Source organism: Paenibacillus sp. TAF43_2 (genome assembly GCF_052113545.1).
Lineage (GTDB): Bacteria > Bacillota > Bacilli > Paenibacillales > Paenibacillaceae > Pristimantibacillus.
In genome coordinates this window covers 1-19,319 of sequence record NZ_JBFRDK010000126.1, presented here as the reverse complement: position 1 = coordinate 19,319, position 19,319 = coordinate 1, and the positions used below count along the sequence as shown (strand labels likewise).

Sequence of the window (19,319 nt, the reverse complement as noted above, 5' to 3'; positions counted from 1 at the left end):
CAAATTAATGGAAGAAACGCAATTTCATGGGAAGAGAAGTTTGCGCTGGATGTTTGGTATGTTGAGAATTGGAGCATTTTGCTTGATTTGAAAATTCTGTTTCAAACCTTCTTAAAGGTTGTCCGTCCGGAAGGGATAAGTAATGCAAATCATGCAACGATGCCAATGTTTAAAGGGAGTGTCTCGAATCATGAAGGCTAATGAATTGAATCTTTTATTTACAAGTTCGGGTAGAAGAGTATCACTCATCAAGAAATTTAAAGAGGCTTATGCGCTTCACGGTATTAATGGGAAAATTGTAACGGCTGATGTTAAGACTACTGCGCCAACAGCCTTTATGAGTGATCGGCATGTATTAGTTCCTAGAGTAGTTGAACAGCATTATTTGGAGACACTCCTTGCGATCTGCGTGGATGAGAATATTCATCTTCTCATTCCATTAATTGATTCAGAGCTCGTTCTGCTAGCTGCTAATCGTTCTTTATTTGAAGAAATAGGTGTGAAATTGCTTTTATCCAGCAGTGAATTAAATGAAATTACGTTTGATAAAGAGAAGACCTATCGGTTTTTCTCTGAAAACGATATTCGGACGCCTAAAGTATACAGCGAAGATGAGATTCACGAAAAAAACTATCAGTTTCCGTTAATGATTAAACCAAGAAACGGCAGCTCCAGCCAAGGCGTCACAAAAATTAAAAATGAGAAGGAGCTCCATTTTTTTAAAGAGTACATACCTAATGCGATGATTCAAGAGTTTGTAACCGGCGAGGAATATACCATCGACGTCATGGTGGATTTCTTTGGGAATATAAAAACAATTGTGCCTAGACTTCGGCTCGAAACAAGAGCAGGAGAAGTAAGCAAAGGGATTACGATGAAAAATCAGGATGTCATAAATGCAGCCGAGCATGTCGTACGTGCATTGCCAGGTCCCGTAGGATGTATAACATTGCAATGCTTTAAACAAGCAAACGGTGAGATTACTTTTATAGAAATCAATCCTCGTTTTGGTGGAGGCGTTCCACTAGCTATTGAAGCAGGCGCGGATTTCCCTTTATGGACCATTAGGCTGGGTCGCGGGGAAACGCTTGATGAGGGACAGGATAATAGCTGGTGCGATCAACTGACGATGCTTCGATACGATGAGGCTATTTTTACAAAGGATATCTCCTATGACCATTAAGGCTATAGTGTTTGATATGGATGATACATTATATGAAGAGAAGCAGTATGTCATCAGTGGTTTTAAAGCTGTAGATCAGTATATTATTGAACAATTCGGTGTAACTGGTTTTTTTGAATCAGCGGTTAAATTATTTCATTCCGGAATAAGAGAGTTCATTTTTAATAAGGTTCTTGATCAGCTTGGAGTAGAGTATGGGGATTCTACTATAAAAATATTAATCAATTGTTATCGATCTCATATACCAGAAATTCATTTGGCAGAAGACGCGAAGTGGGTGCTGGAGCATCTATCATCAGAGGTCAAATTAGCTCTTATTTCTGACGGATATCTCAATGCTCAACAGCAAAAGGTTCACGCTTTAAAGCTGGCAGACAGATTTGAAGTCATTGTTTTGTCAGATGAATACGGCAGAGAAAATTGGAAGCCAAGCCCGTTAGTTTACGAAGAGGTCAGCAGGAAACTGCAGATCGATCACAATCAATGCATGTATGTTGGAGATAATGTGAAAAAGGATTTCGTAACCGCGAAGCAGCTGGGATGGACCACGGTCCATATTCAAAGGGGAAATGGCGAATACGCAAACGCTAATGTTACGCCGGAGTATGAGGCACATTACCGTATTGATAGTTTAAGAAAGCTTCCTGATCTTTACGCTTGCAAACATATGTTTATTAAGGATGGTGAATCTGTTCATGTTAGCTGAGCCAAAGTTTATTTATCTTTCCCCGCCACATATGAGTGGAACTGAACAACAATATATCCACGAAGCATTCGCTACGAATTGGATAGCACCGCTCGGTCCCCATGTTGATGCCTTCGAGAAAGAAATGGCTGCATATGCTGGCGTTAAAGATGCAGTTGCAGTAAGCTCTGGAACGGCAGCGATTCATTTGGCGCTTCGTTTGCTGCATGTCAAGAAAGGCGATTTCGTATTTTGCTCAAGCTTAACTTTTGTAGCGAGTGCTAATCCGATTTTGTACGTTGGAGCCGAACCTGTATTTATCGATTCGGAGTTTGACACATGGAATATGTCACCACAAGCGCTAGAGCGAGCTTTAGAGAAGGCTAATCAGGAAGGGAATTTGCCAAAAGCAGTTGTCGTTGTTCATCTGTATGGGCAAAGTGCCAAAATGGATGAAATTATCGCTTTATGCAATCAATATGAGGTTCCTATCATTGAAGATTCCGCGGAGTCTCTTGGATCAAGTTATAAGGGGAAAAAGAGCGGCTCTTTCGGAAAATTTGGCATTTATTCTTTTAACGGCAACAAAATAATAACTACATCGGGTGGCGGAATGCTGGTATCGGATGATGAAGAAGTGCTGCGAAGAGCACGGTTTTTGGCAACGCAAGCGAGAGACGCAGCTCCTCATTATCAGCATAGTGATATGGGTTATAATTACCGATTAAGCAACCTGCTTGCTGGTGTAGGAAGAGCGCAATTAGAAGTTTTGGATGAAAGAGTAATAGCGAGGAGAAACATTTTTGACCGTTATAAAAGAGAATTGGGCCATTTGCCAGGGCTTCAGTTTATGCCTGAGTTAGAGAACACCAGATCAAATAGATGGCTAACTACGATAACCTTGGATTTGCAAGAATCAGGTATTTCCGTGCATTATTTACTAGAGGCATTTGGTAAAGCGAAGATTGAAGCGCGTCATGTATGGAAGCCGTTGCACTTGCAGCCTTTATTCAAAGAAAACACTTATTACTCGCATGAAGAAGGCATCAACGTGTCGGAGCAGCTATTTGAAACAGGTATTTGTTTACCTTCAGGTTCAAGTATGTCGGAGGACGAACAATCGCGAGTGATCAATTGTATTCAATCTGTATATGCTGAAGCGTCTATTACCTATCAACATAGCAATGTTAATGTTTCATAATTTCACAGTGTCAGGCGGTAAATAGATTGACAACCGACTGAAGAGGTGATAATCTGTACTTGTGTTCGTTTTATAGAACAAAAATAAGATTTTTGTTCGCTGTGAGTTCATCAATATGAAGGAGAAATTCATGAATAACGACGTCTCACTCCAAAAGGAAGAACTGTCTGACGAATTGAGACTGCTTCTTTCGATCCTTGTTATGGATCATGGAGCTAAAATAACTTTTGATATACAGGAGCTGCTCCATAAGACGGATTGGGACAAATTTATAGAGTTAGCAAGACATCATCGTGTTTTTCCCACTCTCAATCTCAAGCTGCAAAAAATGAAGTCAACCGATATCCCTACTTTTGTAACTCAAATGTTTCATCGCGACTATTATCGCAACACTCTGCAGATGCTGGCACTCAGCGGAGAGATGGAACAGCTGGCTAAGGTGTTCTCTGAGAACGGCATTCGTTCGCTCTTTCTTAAAGGGCCAGTCATTGCTGCTGACTTATATGGAGACGTATCACTTCGTACATCATGTGATCTGGATTTCCTAATTCCAATCAAGGATTTAGAACGTGCTGAAGCTTTGCTCGTATCGCTCGGGTATGTAAAAGATGATTATATCGAATCGGTCTTAAATGACTGGAAATGGCGTCATCATCATACGGCCTTTGTCCATCCAGACAAAGCGATTAAGGTTGAGGTTCATTGGCGACTTAATCCTGCACCTGCAAAGGAACCGAAATTTGATGATTTATGGGAGCGTAGAAGACAGAGCTCACTCATTTCAAGACCAATCTATTATCTCGGTAGAGAAGATTTATTTATGTTTCTCGTATCTCACGGCGCTCGCCATGGTTGGTCCAGACTTCGTTGGCTGCTAGATATTAAACAACTGGTAAATCAAAAAGTAGATTGGCCGAAATTAATTCGATTGCTGAGGAAGCATCAATTTGCTCATATCGGGGGGCAAGCACTTCTATTAGTAGCTAGATTAATGGCAACTCCCTTACGTGAAGAAATGAAGCCACTAATAACGGATAGAAAAGCCGAATGGTCAGCAGAGGACGCAATGTATTATGTTCATCGAATCATAAACTTGCATACTCCGCCCATACCGGAGGAAGTAGATCGCTATCATAAAAAATATTTGTTTGGGCTTTTGACGACAAGACAAAAACTATTATTTATGGCGAGTTTTCTATACCCATACCCAAAGGACGCCATTACGTTACCGCTGCCAAAATCTCTCCACTTTCTGTATTTTCCACTACGTCCATTTTTATGGAGTTGGAGAAAGATAAGAAAGCAAGGAAAGGCGTAGGGTAATCCTGCTATTGAATAGGAGAACGAAATGAGAAATGTATTAATTGCTTCTTATGATATGGAGGTCGGCGGTGTAGAAAGAAGTCTTGCCGGCATGCTGGATGAGTTTGACTATAACAAATATGAAATTGATCTTATGTTATATCGCCATAAAGGAGACTTTATGGGTTTATTGTCAGGCAAAGCTAATTTACTTGGTGAAATTCCTCAATATGCATCGTTTCGCAAATCAATCAGTGAAACATTAAATGAAAAACAGCTAAGGATAGGCGCCTCTCGCGTACTCGCAAAGGCTCATTCGGCTGTATTAGGAAAAGTTAAAGGCATAGAAGAAATGGGATATTATCAACTGCAGTTAATGTGGAAATATGCACTTCCTTTTCTTCCTGAATGCGAGAAAGATTACGATGTTGCAATCAGCTACTTATGGCCACATTATTTTGTAGCGGATAAGGTAAGAGCAGGAAAAAAAATTGCTTGGATCCATACGGATTACTCGACTGTAGTAACTAATCGTCAGCAGGACTTAAAGATGTGGGAAAAATTTGATTATATAATCGCAGTTTCAGATGCATGTAGAGATTCCTTTCTGGAGAGTTATGTTTCACTAAAGGATAAAGTTGTAGTTATTGAAAATATGATCTCTCCTGAACTTGTAAGAACATTGGCAAAGGAAACAGTAATGGATAATCCTATGGATAATGACTTCAGGTTTAAGCTGTTATCAGTGGGAAGATTATGCCATCAAAAAGGCTTCGATCAAGCAATAAAAGCATTTAAGCAGCTTGTAGATAAGGGTTATAACGATATGGTCTGGTATGTAGTAGGATATGGCGATGATGAAGCGATGCTGCGAGAGCTTATCGAAGAAAACAAGCTAGAGGGTCGTTTTATTTTACTCGGTAAACAAACCAATCCCTATCCTTATGTGAGCAAATGCGATTTGTATGTGCAGCCGTCTAGATATGAAGGAAAAGCGGTGACAGTAACGGAAGCCAAAATTCTTGGAAAACCAATTGTCATAACAAATTACCCTACTGCTCCAAGTCAAGTTGACCACGGTATAGATGGTTACATAACTGATATGTCGATTAATGGAATTGCTGCTGGAATTGAAACGCTATTTCGTGATATAGCCCTCAGAGAGAGTCTTTCTACTAATTGTAGACATTCTAACTATAGTAACGGAAATGAGATGGATAAGCTCTATGAGCTCATTACAACTGGAGGGAGGAGCAGTAGGTGAACGTAAAGGTAAGCATAATTGTACCTGTATTCAATGCAGAACCTTATTTAAGGGAATGTATTGATTCCCTGCTGTCTCAGACAATTAGTGAAATGGAGTTCATATTTATAGATGATGGATCTACGGATAACAGCGCAGCTACTATAGAGAGCTATCAAAACTTAGAATCACGTATTATCCTCATTCAACAACAAAATCAAGGTGTAAGTGTTGCAAGAAATGTTGGTCTAATGATTGCAACTGGACAATATATTGGGTTTGTTGATGCGGACGATTACGTTGAACCAGATATGTATGAACGGCTCTATACGGCGGCAATTAAAGAGAACTGTGATGTAGTGCTTTCGAACTTTGAGAGCGAGATTGAGGGCAATCATGTCATAACGAATTACTCTTTTCCCAAAGATGTTTTGCTAACAGCGGAATTTATTCGGAAAGAGGTTTTACCTGCTTTTCTGAAAACAGAAACGTTGAATACAGCATGCAATAAGCTCTACCGAAATGCATTAATTAAAGAGCATGCTATACGTTTTCCTGAACGAGTAGCTCTCGGTGAAGACGGCATGTTTAATATGATATTTTTCAGTTTTGCGATCAGTATGAAATATCTTGATTATATCGGCTATCATTACCGTGAAGTCAGCGGGAGTGCAACTAGAAATGTGATTCAGAAGGATTATTTTCAGAGAGCATTGGAGGTTTTTGGCTCTGACCCGCCAGTATATTATGCGCAGATATTGGACCTAGATACGATTAAACAACTGAAATCGATTAAATTAATACATAGTGTTATGGCATATATCCATATTTACTTAAGGCCAACAGAAGATTTAAGCATTAATAAACAGTTTAGCTATGTTCGTAAAATGATAGCAAATGATGATGTAAGAAATGCATTGCCTATCTATAAGAAGGAAATGGAGCTTGTACTCGGACGCTATCAGAAACTAATTCTTCATTTAATGAATAAGCAATCGATATTAGGCTTGTATTGTCTTACGTCCTACAGCAGATTCAGAAATAAGAAGTAGCGGGGGATTTATTATGAAGATTATGATGTTTGCCCATGAGAGTAGTCTCAATCGAGGGTGTGAAGCGATTGTTCGTTCATCAACAGCCATTTTAAAGGAGAAAATAGGAGGTGCTAAAGTATATTTAGCCTCATCGCAGCCGGAAACCGATAAGGTGATTTCCAAGCTGGACGGAATTTATGATGGTTCCACACGTTCCATAAAAAGATACTCATATGATTGGTTATTGTCATCGCTAAAAATGAAGCTATTTCAAGATGAGTCCTATGCACTTGGAGTGATTCATCATAACATTATTGAAAAAATAAAGGATATGGATGTTTGTCTATCTATTGGCGGGGATAATTACTGCTATGGCGAGCAGCCTGGATGGTATGAAATTGACAAGCGCGTTAAAGCTCAAGGTAAGAAATTGGTTCTTTGGGGATGCTCGATCGGAGAAGAAGATATGACTCCCAGAAAATTGGAGGATTTGCAGCTGTTTGACTTAATTCTTTCACGGGAGTCGCTAACCTACAACATGCTGGTCAGCAAGGGACTGAAGAATGTTAAGTTATGTGCTGACCCAGCTTTCACAATGGAGAAGGAAGAGCTTGCGCTCCCTAAAGGCTGGCAGGAGGGAAATACGCTGGGACTAAACTTTAGTCCATTAGTGTGGAAGAGAAATAAGCAGTCTCAAGCTGCAGTTGATGAGCTGATTCAGCATATTTTGAAAACTACAGACATGACGATCGCTTTAACCCCACATGTCATTATACAAGGTAATAATGATTATGAGGTGCTGAGCAGCTATTACGAAACTTACAAGGATACTGGAAGAGTAGTGCTCTTGCCTGACAACCTAACAGCCATTCAATACAAAGGATATATTGCTAGAATGAGATTTTTTATTGGTGCAAGGACACATGCAACGATTGCAGCATATTCCAATTACGTACCAACGATGGTGTTAGGATATAGTGTTAAATCAAAAGGTATCGCTAGAGATATTTTTGGAGAAGAAAAGCTTGTTTTAGGCATTGATGAAATATCAGATAGCCGGCGTTTGATCGGGAAATTCGATGAAATGGTTGGAGAAGAGGCAGAACTGAAAAATAGGCTTAAGCAAGCCATCCCTGAAATTAAGAAAATGTCTTATAAAGCGGTTAATTATTTAAGCGAGCTAGCATGAGGTGAAGATGAGGAAAAAATTATTGTTTGTCATTCCTAGCTTAACCGCAGGAGGAGCAGAGAGAAGCCTGATTAATTTGCTAGCTATCTTAGACTTTAAACGATATGAGGTCGATTTATTTATGTTCAACCATGAGGGTCTTTTTATGGAGTTAATTCCTGAAGACGTTCATGTACTGCCTTTGCCGGAGAACTATAGCCATTTTGTCATGCCCATACGAAGTGCTGTATCGAAATTTTTATTGGATAAGAATGCGATGCTTGCTTTTAACAGAATCATGTTCAGTTATAAGAATAGAGCATCTAATAATGTAAGTATTGGAGAACAAAAAAGCTGGAAATACATGGCGAGTTCCATTGGAAAAATGGATAAGAAGTATGATGTTGCCATTGCTTTCTTGGAGAAAACATCTATTTATTTCTGCACTGAGAAGGTAGAAGCTTCTAAGAAAATAGGCTGGGTACATAATGATTACGATAAATTAGGAATGGATCCTGATTTTGATTTGGATTATTTTCAGAAGCTGGATCATATCGTTACGGTTTCTGAGGAGTGCGGACATATTTTAAAACGTAGATTTCCAAATCAAAATAATAAAGTTGAGGTTATTCACAATATCGTGTCACCAAAAGTAATAAAACAGCTTTCGGAAAAAGGATCTCATGATGTATTTGGGAGAAAGGAAAAAGAAACTGTCATTCTTTCAATTGGTAGGCTTAATACACAGAAAGGATTTGAGCTTGCTATCGAAGCTTGCGGCATAATGAAGGTTTGGGGAATTCCATTCCAATGGAACATTATTGGTGAAGGGGAAGAGAGACAAAATCTTTTAGAGCTTATTGATGCAGCCGGTTTGGAGCAGCATGTGAAGCTCTTAGGTTTGAAATCAAATCCATACCCCTATATAAAACAAGCAGATATTTATGCTCAGACATCGCGTTTTGAAGGAAAGGCTATTGCAATCGACGAGGCGAAAATATTAAACAAACCTATTTTGATTACCAATTTTAGTACAGCAAGGGATCAACTTGAGGATGGTGTTGAGGGACTAATTGTAGACATGAATGCAGAAGCAATCGCGCATGGAATAGCCAGACTTATTCAAAACCAGAGTTTAAGCAAACAGATGAGCGAGCATTTGTCACAGCTGGAATTAGGCACGGAAGAGGAGATAAATAAGCTGTACAGCTTACTTGGATAGGTGGTTGGCATGAAGAAAAAACTTTTATTTATTATGAATAATTTGAATTGCGGCGGAGCTGAGAAGTCACTTCTTTCATTGCTGCAAACGATAGATTATTCCAAATATGATGTGGATCTATTTTTATTCAAGCATGAAGGAATCTTTATGAGCAAGCTCCCAAAGCAAGTAAATATGTTAGAAGAGCCTCATCACTATAGGTACTTCGATATGTCTATCAAGACAGCTATTATGGATTGTTTAAAGCATGGCAAATTCTCAGTTGCACTGTTTAGACTGCTTGCGGGTTACATCTTTTATACAGAGAAAAACGCAGCAAGACGGGAACAACGCGTATGGAAATATTTATCTTATACAATGCCTGCATTATCAGGAACTTATGATGCAGCAATTGGTTATCTGGAGAAAAACCCTGTTTATTTTGGTATAGAAAAGGTAAAGGCCAAGAAAAAGATTGGTTATATTCATAATGATTATAATAAACTTCAAATGGATTCAAATATTGATAATAAATATTTTGAGTATTTGGATCATCTTGTAACGGTTTCAGACATTTGTGGTGAAGTATTGGAGCAAAGATTTCCTCAATTTAAGAGGAAAGTTGAAGTCGTTCAAAATATTGTGTCACCTACGCTTATCCACGAGATGTCTCTTGAGAGCAGCAATGTATATAACAATAAAAGCACAACTATTTTATCAATAGGTAGGCTGAATCAACAGAAAGGCTTTGAAATGGCTGTAGAAGCCTGCAAAAAACTAGTGGAGATAGGTTATGACATTAGGTGGTATGTCATTGGTGAAGGAGAGGAGCGAAGCAAGCTTGAACTGATTATTAATGAGTATCAGCTATGTGATCATTTTTATTTGATTGGTATTAAAGATAATCCATATCCTTATATCAGAGAAGCAGACATTTATGTTCAGCCTTCTCGTTTTGAAGGGAAATCGATTGCAATAGATGAAGCGAAAATTTTGAATAAACCAATTGTAGTAACCAACTTCAGTACAGCAAAAGACCAAATTACACATTATGAGAATGGGTTAATTGTAGAAATGAATTCAACTGCAATATCCGAAGGTATTATTGAAGTAATGGAGAGTGAGGCTTTAAGAGACTCATTAATAGAATGTTTATCGAAGGAAAGTTTGGGAACGGAATCGGAGATAGAGAAATTTTATGCGTTAACTTAGGTTAGAACGAAGGAGAGTATATGATGTTAGAAATTATCGCTATTGTATTCATCGTTGTGACGATTATTATCGCATTTATAGACATCTTGCCGATAAGCAAGGATTGGTTAAGCAGAATTTATATCGGAAGGTATACGAATAAACAGGAATGGAATCAATCCATTACGCAAGTGGGCGTAAAATGGCTTAATCATACACCGAAAATAAAGGTAACAGATAATACGAGGCTTATTGCAATAGACATGCTAAAAGGGAATTATTCAAAGAGTGTCATCCAGCATTGGCAGGAGGCATCCTTATTGCTTGGATTAAATGAATGCCTTAAAAATAACGAGGATAAAAGTTTGAAAAACGGAATAGAACAATTTTTAAATGCTAAATTTGATGCAAATGGAAATTGGAAGAATGCACCATCAAATATTGATTCTGCTATTCTTGCTTATGGAGTTATGAAGCTTGAAGGTATCAATATCGAGAGGTTCAAGCCAGCATATGATAGTACTTGGTTATTAATTCAGTCTCACATTGGTGAGGATGGTACTGTTCAATATCGTAATTTTATGAAAAATTATCGGTATGTCGATACGATTGGATTCATTTGCCCATTCCTAGTTACCTACGGATTAAAATATGACAAGCCGGAATGTGTTGAACTAGCGGTAAAGCAGCTGGAGCAATATCAACAAAATGGCATGCTTGATGACCACTATATTCCAAGTCATGCTTACCATATGGATAATGCAATGCCGCTTGGACTTTATGGTTGGGGAAGAGGTCTTGGTTGGCTGGCAATTGGGCTGATCGATGCTTGGCATGAACTTCCAGAAACACATCAGTATAAGCCTAGACTAGAGCATTTTGTAACAAAGTTTGCTAAGTCTATTCTAACTTTTCAAGGAAAAGATGGGAATTGGAACTGGACAGTCACACGTCGTGAGTCACGGGCAGATTCTTCTGCAACTGCTACTTTAGGGTGGTTCTTGCTGCAAGCCTCTCAAATTGAGGAAATAGCGGATGAATGTATGGAAGGTACAGAGCGAGCCATTCAATATTTAATGAAGGTTACTCGAAGAAATGGAGCTGTAGATTTCTCACAAGGTGATACAAAGGATATTGGTGTTTATTCTATGCTGTTTAATGTTCTCCCGTTTACACAAGGGTTTTGTATACGAATTATAAACCATTATAAACATTCGAGGGTTGCATAAAAAGGATGAAAAATGGAAATTAGCAAACCAGAAACAAATCAGCCGTGTATAAAGATATTTAGTATCAAGATTTGTTGTTACAATGGGCTTCGTCAGATAGGAGATTCAAATGAGAATAAAAAGTTCACTCCTTAATATTTCGGCTGGGCTAGGCAATCAAATTATTATAACGGCATTAAGTTTTATTTCGCGTACCGTCTTCATTAACAGCTTAGGAATTGAATACTTGGGGATAAATGGATTGTTTACAAGTATTCTCTCCATGCTTACATTAGCTGAAGCGGGTATTGGCTCAAGCATCATCTATAATTTATACAAGCCAGTAGCTGATAACGATCGACCAAAAATTTTAGCTTTAATGCAATTGTATAAGAAAGCCTATCAGATCATTGCAGGCGTAGTTCTGGTGCTGGGTCTGGGACTTATGCCATTTCTTGATCTATTTATTAAGGAAACAAGCGTTGAAAATATTAGCTTTATTTATGTGCTCTTTCTTATTAATACAGCAGCACCATATTTGTTTGTATACAAGAATTCTTTTTTAAATGTTAATCAGAAAAACTATATTGTAACGATCGTTTTCTCGATTTCTGCCATTATTTCTACGTGCATGAAAATTGCAATCCTCTATTTCACAGAAAACTACATACTCTACTTAACAGTCGAGAGTATCCTGTCCATAATTACCTCTATTATAGTAGCCTATATTGTCGATAAAATGTATCCATTCCTTAGAGAAAAGATAAAGAGAAAACTAGATCCAGAAACGAAAGCTAGCTTCATAAAAAATATGAAAGCTATCATTCTTCAAAATGTCGGGAATTACTTTATTTTTGGCGTAGATAGCATTCTTATTTCTTCATTTGTAAGTATTGCTGCCGTTGGTCTCTATTCCAATTATAAAATGTTGATTGATATATGCCGGACATTTTTGAATCAGGTTTTTACGAATACCTATCATAGTTTAGGCAATTTAGTGGCGAAAGAAAGTGCTGAGGCTATTTATCGTATTTTCAAAGTCACTTATCTACTTAATTTCTGGTTATATTCATTGTTATCAATCATGCTTTATCTGATGGTTGAGCCATTCATCGATATTTGGATAGGCACTGAGTTTAAGATGACGAATATTGTACTTCTTGTACTTGTCATCGCATTTTATGAGAGAGGAATGCGAAATTCACTAAGTGCAGTAAAAATAACTGCAGGCATATTTCATGAGGATCGGTTTTCCCCAATGTTTCAAGCCGTGATTAACTTAGGTGTTTCTCTAATTTTTGTAAAATTATGGGGTATCGCAGGTATTTTTGCAGGATCCGTAATAAGTGCATTAATGATCCCTTTTTGGTATACGCCTTGGTTAGTTTATAAGAAGGTTTTCCATCAGCCTGTTGGCCTCTATTATCGCAGTTATGTGTACTATACAATTATTGGTGCTGTTACATGTCTAATTGCTACTAGAGTTATTAAACTAATACCTTCAAATACACTATTAGAGCTAATTTTTCAGAGCGTCCTTTGCTTTATTCTAGTTAATATTATTTACGTTGCACTCTTTTATAGAACGGCGGAATTTAAATATTTATTCGTTGTTGCTCGTTCATTGCTGCTTAAGCTGCCGAAAGTAAGCACAATTTATCATAAGACAATTAAACGCAAACGTCATATGGAAGTTGGCGGAACTAAGTAACCTTTCTCTGACAAGCTACATATGTTAAGAGTAAAACGGAGGTGAAAGTTATGCAGCAATATGGGTCATACCGAATTGAACTTGATCGTTTTAATATAAGCAATGACAGATCGAATGCTGCCGCAACAACAAGTGGGATAAATGAAGCTATTGCATGGGCAAAGTCTGAGGGCTATCAACATATTATTCTGCCCAGTGGAACTTATTGCGTAAGAATGGATCCTAGTTCCTTAGTTGCTATTAAACTACTAAGCGGTATTCATCTAGAGTTGGAACTAGGCTGCTCCATTGAAATGGAAACAAATTCATCACCGAGTTATTCAATCGTTGAAATGAGAAAAATTACTCATGCCAAGTTATCCGGCGGGAAATTAACGGGTGACAAGAAAACGCATGTGTACGAGATTTATGTTAACTTCACTAGAGGTGGAGTTAACGCTGACGGAACACTAAACGATAATCCGAATTGGATTAGAAGTGAAGTGCTCGATCGATACGCGAATCCAGGACTGCTTACAAATTTTAGACTATGGAACATGACAGGCGTTAATACAACGAACTATTCATTTTATCAATATAAAGATACTGTATCTAAGGCTACATTTGTTGGATCTCGAACAAACGGTGCTTTTGCTCCAGCTAATCCAACCGGAAGAGGTTGGCTGTTAAATGAGGATAAAGACGTAAGTAAGAACAACAAAATGATATTTGCCATCTCATTGCCTTCTCCTATGACTGATAGTCAGATTAGTGCGCTTCGAGGAAAGGTTGATAATGCAGCTTATACCCACGAAAGTGGTTTTGGTATTGGAATTTTTGGTTCCAATCATATTGAAATAAGTGATATTGAGATCTCTGATTGCACAGGTGACGGGATTCTTACCGGCTGGGAACAATATTATGATGATCCTTCTTTATATACGCAGGAACAGATGGGGAACCAAATACTCATTCATGACACTAATATTCATCATTGCCGCAGACAAGGTATTTCATTATGCGGTTCAAATGATGTGCATGTATACCGCAATCATATTCATCATATTGGGTATGACGATGATGGGGTAACATCAAATTTCCGAACTGGAACGCCTCCAATGTTTGGCATTGATGTTGAGTCCCTTGTAAGCCAAAGTAACATACCAGTTAAGTCTGCGACTAATCCGTCAGGATTTGAATTGAATTATAGAATTTATATTACAGACAATTATATCTACAGCAACGCAAGAGGACATTTTGTTAATGTTGATGGTACTGAGATTAACTTGGTTGGAAATAACTTTGAAGGCAAAAATGTTGGTGGAGTAAGCTCATATTCAAATTACCCATTAGTAGCATATATAAACAACTCATTTACGGATTGTGATTTAATTGTGCAAGGTGATAATTTTGTGAATGATGCAGTATTTCTGAGAGGGAATTTAAAGCTTAATGATGTAAGAGGGGCAGTCGTACAAAATTGTGTCATTAAAGATGGAATGGTTAGTGGCTCCAGTGTTTATGGCTATTTTGGGACACCTGCAGTTAATGTGACTACAGGAACTTTTACGTATAGCACTCCACATGGCATGGGCAACGGTGCACAAATATCATTTGAACAATGGGTAGGCAAGGTTCCGACAGGAATTAGCATTGATAAATTATATTACACAGTAAATATCTCTTCCGTAGCATTTCAGGTATCTGAAACGAAGGGAGGTCCACCAGTTGTTATTAAAGACGCTGGACAGCCTGGGTTTAACATTAGCAGATTCAATTACGGAAGATGTTATTTGTCCAACATCACAATAGAACGAGATTGGCGCAACGACAATGCTTTAGCACGAAACTTCAATATTTTAGCAGCTGGTGCTGTCATTAGAAATGTTACGGTAAAGAATTACGATGTATTAATAAACGTTCCTCAAGATTATGTAGGACGCCCAAACATGATTAACGGCATGACGGTTATCGAAGGTTCTGCAAAATTTGAGGCATCTCATATTAGCAATAGTGAATTTATAAGAGCTAAAAGTACGGTTATGGGGGCAAGTGACGTTCAGCTTGGTTCGACCGATGCAAAGTTCACTCGGCAAGTTACGCTGAGATCATCGTTGCTACAAAATTCTGGTATCGCGGTGGATGGCAATTCAATCGTTTCAGGCACCACCTTTATAAATTCAGCTATTGGCAAGTCGGACAATGCGAACAAAGCTGTATTTTCACAATCTTATCTTGAAAACACGAAAGTAAATTTAAATTGGATTCGGCAAAATCAATCTGTAACTATCGCTAAATCTACATTTAGCGGTGTAACCGTAACAGGAACCGCCCCATATGTCCGATTGATTGACAACACTGATCTTAGCAGCAGCTAGCCTTTAACTCTAAAAAAAGAATAGATCCCTGTCACTTACAAGTTGAGGCAGGGACTATTTTAAAATATAATGTTCGTTATTAAGAATTAAGGAGAGTGAACTAATGAAGTCAGCTTTACCCTCAACTGCCTACATATTGCAAATTCATAAAAACCCAGCCCAAGTAAATACGTTTATTAGCCAATTGACTGCAACCGATACGGCAGATGTATATGTTCATATTGATAAAAAAAATTATGATGAGGTATCACCTAAAATTAATAGATCCCCACGCATTAACGTGTTGGAGGAAAGCTGTAATGTGAAATGGGGAGATATTAGCCAAGTGGATGCAACGATCATGCTGCTAAGGAAGGTATTAACCTCAAAAGTAGAGTATGACTTTGTATGCTTAAGGAGCGGTCAGGATTTACTCGTTAAAAATGGTCTTAAAGTTCATTTAATGGAAAATCCCAATAAAATATTTATGTCTGCGAAATTTATTCATGATCGTGATATTTCTGCTGCACATGTAAATATGAAATGGTTTGATTCAGCAAGAAGACAATACAATACATTCCACCCGCTTAGAGTTTTCAGAAGCATAATGCTGAAAATGTATAAGAAAGGTTTAGTTCTTTTCCCTAACCGTCAGTTAATGCCTAACAATTATTTGTTGTATCATGGCTCCTCGTGGTTCTGCATGCCAATTGAAGTTGCAAGATTTATCATAGATTTTCTTGACCAAAACAAATGGTATTATCAATATTTCAAATATGCTCTGTGCCCAGATGAATGGTTTTTTCAAACCTTAGTTATGAACTCGAAATATGCGGATCAGGTCACTAATGATAATTTAACTTATTTAAAATGGGGAGAAAAATATAACAATAGTAATCACCCCATAAATCTAAGCTTTAAAGATATTGATTCTATTGAAAAATCGAATAAATACTTTGCGAGAAAATTCGATGAAAGAGAAGATGCAGCAATGATAAATTATTACAGCGAAAAGGTATGCATGTGAGCTTAGCATCGGAGAGGTGTTTTTTTGATTTAGTTGTTCTTTATTAAGAATTATTGAGAGGGGTAAATAAAATGGCAATTTTAGTAACAGGCGGAGCGGGGTACATAGGCAGTCATACTTGCATTGAGCTTCTTGAAGCGGGATATGAATTAGTGGTTGTTGATAATTTGTCTAATAGCAGCTATATCGCTTTAGAAAGAGTGAAAGAGATTACAAATAAAACCTTTACCTTTTATCAAATGGATCTTATGGATCAAAAGGGACTCGAGCATGTATTTTCGAATCATGCTATTGATGCTGTTATTCACTTCGCTGGGTTAAAGGCTGTCGGAGAGTCTGTTCAAATGCCTTTATCTTATTATCATACCAATATAACGAGCACTTTAATTCTTTGTGGAGTCATGAGGAAATTTGGTGTTCATAAATTAGTGTTTAGTTCCTCGGCTACTGTTTATGGACGGCCCGAACAAGTTCCGATTATTGAGGATTCACCGCTCTCAGCAACAAATCCATATGGTCGGACTAAGCTCATGCTAGAACAAATTTTACTGGATCTAGCTAGTTCAGATAACAGCTGGGGAATAACGATCCTGAGGTATTTCAACCCTATTGGCGCCCATAAAAGTGGTCGAATTGGAGAAAATCCAAATGGCGTGCCAAACAACTTAATGCCTTACATATCGCAGGTAGCTGTTGGCAAGCTTAAACAGTTGCATGTATTTGGAAATGATTATCCAACTGTGGATGGCACTGGAGTGAGAGACTACATTCATGTAGTAGATCTAGCAAAGGGGCATGTAAAGGCACTGGAAAAGATGAGTAGAAAATCAAATGTGAATATATATAATCTTGGCACTGGGAATGGCTACAGTGTGTTAGAGATGATTGCAGCCTTCGAGAAGGTAACTGGTCAAAGCATTCCATACGAGGTCGTTAGCCGCAGACCTGGCGATATTGCTGTTTGTTATGCAGATACGCTGAAGGCAAATGAAGAATTGAATTGGTTTGCAACAAAAGGAATAGAAGAAATGTGCAGCGATACGTGGAGATGGCAATTTTCAAATCCGAATGGTTATGAAGAAGATGCACTGTTGAAATCTGAACTTGCAGCAAAATAATATACCGGATAGCTCTGTTAATAAAGCAACATTTTAGAGCTCCTAATTTGATCTAGCGGGCTCTATCTCCTTCCCCTGCTCCCTTTAACAATCATTAAATAAATTCGACAAAAAATGTAATTATCTTTCATTTTTGTGAGACAGGAAGCGACAGCATACGCAATTAGAGTGATTTATAATACATCTATAAACGAATGACAAGCATAGGGAGACGTTGAAATGCGTTTAGTATCTGGGCACCTTAAACGCATGGAGTCAGTGGTGCAACCGTCCCAAATTGAATGGGGGACATGGGAAAATGGTACTTACAAAATCAGAGGATAATCAGGATTTAGATATGGAATGGGTAGCATTAATCATGAATGCACGTTCTTTGGGGTTTAGCAAGGAAGATGTTAGAAAGGTATTACTATGTCTTGAAGAAAGCAAGAAAGATGATATACAAGAAACAGCCGTATAAAAGAAAATAAAGCGCTACTCTCGCTTTATTTTCCATTTATTGAATTCTAAAAATTCTTTAAACTGATCTTTGCTTACGCCAGAAGCCATTGCTTCTCGAACTAGATCGGCCCACTCGGTGTCTAGATTGCTTGTTTTACGATCATTGTTTTCATCGCTATTTAAAAATTCTTCAACCGTTACGTTTAATACTGCGCCTACCTTTTCGAGAAATTGAATCGAAGGATTTTGCTGGAGCCCTCGTTCAATAGAGCTTAAGTAAGATTTTGCGACGCCTGCCCGTTGCGACAACTCCGTTAGGGATAGGCCTTTTCTCTTGCGCAGCATCTGAATACGTTCTCCGATCATAGCAAACTCCCCCGTTATCTCTTCGTTGTAGACTAACACTATTATAACGAATAATTCTTAATTGCGAAAGCTTGTAAGTTTTAACGAATAAAAAATAAAATGACGTCTAAATTAGAAAAAAATAAGGTTAAACCCATTTCGAAATGTTGTTCTTATAAAAGAACGATGTTTCGTTTTATTTTGTGATATTTTGGTGAAAAAACGATTGACAACGTCTGTTTTCAAGTGTATTATTCAAATATGTTCTTTATTAAGAACTAAAAGACATTCAATGATGCTCGCATCTCGTTCGATTGAAGAACACGCTGGCTATCTAAATCGGAGGCACGAATGAGCGCAATAGCAGTCGTTTATGAAGTTGATCAGACAGCCCATGTGTTAGATCAGGGGAATAGACTGATGCAGCAATTATCACGGTTTCCTTGCAATACAGCTCAAGCATGGAATAAGAACAATGTGTTTGTTGGATGCCATAATCAATGGATTACACCAGAGTCTGTCGGGGAATGCAATCCCTATTATGATTCGGAAAGACGCTTAGTCATAAGTGCCGATGCAATTATTGATAACCGCATTGAGCTGTTTGAAGCATTAAATGTAGAGCTTGACCGTAGAGTGCAAATCACTGATGCCGAACTGATTTTACTCTCCTATGCGAAATGGGGGGTTGAGTCACCCAAGCATCTGATCGGTGATTTTGCTTTTATGATATGGGATGAGAGAGAACAAAGAGTGTTTGCTGCCAGAGACTTCTCAGGTTGTCGAACATTGTATTATCACTGGAACGGAAGCCGTCTAGCGATGTGCACGACGATGAAGCCGTTGCTGGAGCTGCCGGATGTTCCTAAACGGTTGAATGAGCAATGGATAGCACAGTACTTGGCCATTAGTACAGTCGTTGATG

The 19,319-nt window shown here is 38.2% G+C and carries 17 protein-coding genes, 1 pseudogene and 1 riboswitch; of the genes and pseudogenes, 17 read left to right on the top strand and 1 reads right to left on the bottom strand.

Features of this window, described 5'->3' with window-relative positions; genetic code table 11:
- The 16 genes from AB4Z17_RS23085 to AB4Z17_RS23010 form a co-directional block, all read left to right on the top strand.
- Positions 1 to 201: sugar transferase (locus tag AB4Z17_RS23085; protein ID WP_441962285.1), on the top strand; the 201-nt coding region annotated here is incomplete at its 5' end.
- A complete protein-coding gene (locus tag AB4Z17_RS23080) occupies positions 191 to 1,183 on the top strand; it encodes an ATP-grasp domain-containing protein (RefSeq protein ID WP_339207729.1) in 993 nt (330 codons plus the stop codon). The genes AB4Z17_RS23085 and AB4Z17_RS23080, both read left to right, overlap by 11 nt.
- Entirely contained in the window at positions 1,173 to 1,889 is a 717-nt protein-coding gene (locus tag AB4Z17_RS23075) for an HAD family hydrolase (protein WP_441908986.1), read from the top strand. The genes AB4Z17_RS23080 and AB4Z17_RS23075 overlap by 11 nt, the downstream gene beginning before the upstream one ends.
- The gene (locus tag AB4Z17_RS23070) at positions 1,879 to 3,069 is read left to right on the top strand and encodes a DegT/DnrJ/EryC1/StrS family aminotransferase (protein ID WP_441908988.1); all 1,191 of its coding nucleotides are present in this window, start codon (positions 1,879 to 1,881) and stop codon (positions 3,067 to 3,069) included. Before AB4Z17_RS23075 ends, AB4Z17_RS23070 begins: the two co-directional genes overlap by 11 nt.
- A gap of 130 nt (positions 3,070 to 3,199) precedes the next feature.
- The gene (locus AB4Z17_RS23065; protein ID WP_441908989.1) at positions 3,200 to 4,387 is read left to right on the top strand and encodes a nucleotidyltransferase domain-containing protein; all 1,188 of its coding nucleotides are present in this window, start codon (positions 3,200 to 3,202) and stop codon (positions 4,385 to 4,387) included.
- A gap of 30 nt (positions 4,388 to 4,417) precedes the next feature.
- A complete protein-coding gene (locus AB4Z17_RS23060) occupies positions 4,418 to 5,635 on the top strand; it encodes a glycosyltransferase (RefSeq protein ID WP_441908990.1) in 1,218 nt (405 codons plus the stop codon).
- A complete protein-coding gene (locus tag AB4Z17_RS23055) occupies positions 5,632 to 6,666 on the top strand; it encodes a glycosyltransferase (RefSeq protein WP_441962283.1) in 1,035 nt (344 codons plus the stop codon). The genes AB4Z17_RS23060 and AB4Z17_RS23055 overlap by 4 nt, the downstream gene beginning before the upstream one ends.
- Before the next feature lie 13 nt (positions 6,667 to 6,679).
- Positions 6,680 to 7,837 carry a polysaccharide pyruvyl transferase family protein gene (locus AB4Z17_RS23050; RefSeq protein WP_441962281.1) on the top strand — a complete coding sequence of 386 codons (1,158 nt, stop codon included), beginning with the start codon at positions 6,680 to 6,682 and terminating at the stop codon, positions 7,835 to 7,837.
- 7 nt (positions 7,838 to 7,844) lie between these two features.
- Positions 7,845 to 9,038, top strand: a complete 1,194-nt coding sequence (locus AB4Z17_RS23045) for a glycosyltransferase (protein ID WP_441962279.1) — start codon at positions 7,845 to 7,847, stop codon at positions 9,036 to 9,038.
- Positions 9,039 to 9,047: 9 nt separating this feature from the next.
- Positions 9,048 to 10,229 carry a glycosyltransferase gene (locus AB4Z17_RS23040; RefSeq protein ID WP_441962277.1) on the top strand — a complete coding sequence of 394 codons (1,182 nt, stop codon included), beginning with the start codon at positions 9,048 to 9,050 and terminating at the stop codon, positions 10,227 to 10,229.
- 20 nt (positions 10,230 to 10,249) lie between these two features.
- Entirely contained in the window at positions 10,250 to 11,437 is a 1,188-nt protein-coding gene (locus AB4Z17_RS23035) for a glycoside hydrolase family 88 protein (protein ID WP_441908996.1), read from the top strand.
- Positions 11,438 to 11,546: 109 nt separating this feature from the next.
- On the top strand, positions 11,547 to 13,127 hold the full coding sequence (locus AB4Z17_RS23030; RefSeq protein ID WP_441962275.1) for a lipopolysaccharide biosynthesis protein: 1,581 nt from the start codon (positions 11,547 to 11,549) through the stop codon (positions 13,125 to 13,127).
- Between the two features lie 50 nt (positions 13,128 to 13,177).
- Positions 13,178 to 15,484, top strand: a complete 2,307-nt coding sequence (locus tag AB4Z17_RS23025; RefSeq protein WP_441962273.1) for a right-handed parallel beta-helix repeat-containing protein — start codon at positions 13,178 to 13,180, stop codon at positions 15,482 to 15,484.
- Positions 15,485 to 15,587: 103 nt separating this feature from the next.
- Positions 15,588 to 16,490 carry a beta-1,6-N-acetylglucosaminyltransferase gene (locus AB4Z17_RS23020; protein ID WP_441909001.1) on the top strand — a complete coding sequence of 301 codons (903 nt, stop codon included), beginning with the start codon at positions 15,588 to 15,590 and terminating at the stop codon, positions 16,488 to 16,490.
- A gap of 71 nt (positions 16,491 to 16,561) precedes the next feature.
- Positions 16,562 to 17,608 carry a UDP-glucose 4-epimerase GalE gene (gene galE, locus AB4Z17_RS23015; protein ID WP_441962271.1) on the top strand — a complete coding sequence of 349 codons (1,047 nt, stop codon included), beginning with the start codon at positions 16,562 to 16,564 and terminating at the stop codon, positions 17,606 to 17,608.
- A gap of 198 nt (positions 17,609 to 17,806) precedes the next feature.
- A riboswitch (cyclic di-GMP riboswitch) is annotated at positions 17,807 to 17,888 on the top strand.
- Between the two features lie 18 nt (positions 17,889 to 17,906).
- Positions 17,907 to 18,068: an anti-repressor SinI family protein gene (locus tag AB4Z17_RS23010; RefSeq protein ID WP_339207751.1), complete on the top strand. Its 162-nt coding sequence runs from the start codon at positions 17,907 to 17,909 to the stop codon at positions 18,066 to 18,068.
- A 14-nt stretch (positions 18,069 to 18,082) separates the two neighbouring features.
- On the opposite strand, the gene AB4Z17_RS23005 is transcribed toward AB4Z17_RS23010, so the two are convergent.
- Positions 18,083 to 18,415 carry a helix-turn-helix domain-containing protein gene (locus tag AB4Z17_RS23005; RefSeq protein ID WP_339207752.1) on the bottom strand — a complete coding sequence of 111 codons (333 nt, stop codon included), beginning with the start codon at positions 18,413 to 18,415 and terminating at the stop codon, positions 18,083 to 18,085.
- 330 nt (positions 18,416 to 18,745) lie between these two features.
- Between AB4Z17_RS23005 and AB4Z17_RS23000 the strand changes: the two are divergent.
- A pseudogene (locus AB4Z17_RS23000) lies at positions 18,746 to 19,319 on the top strand (asparagine synthetase B); the annotation flags it as partial.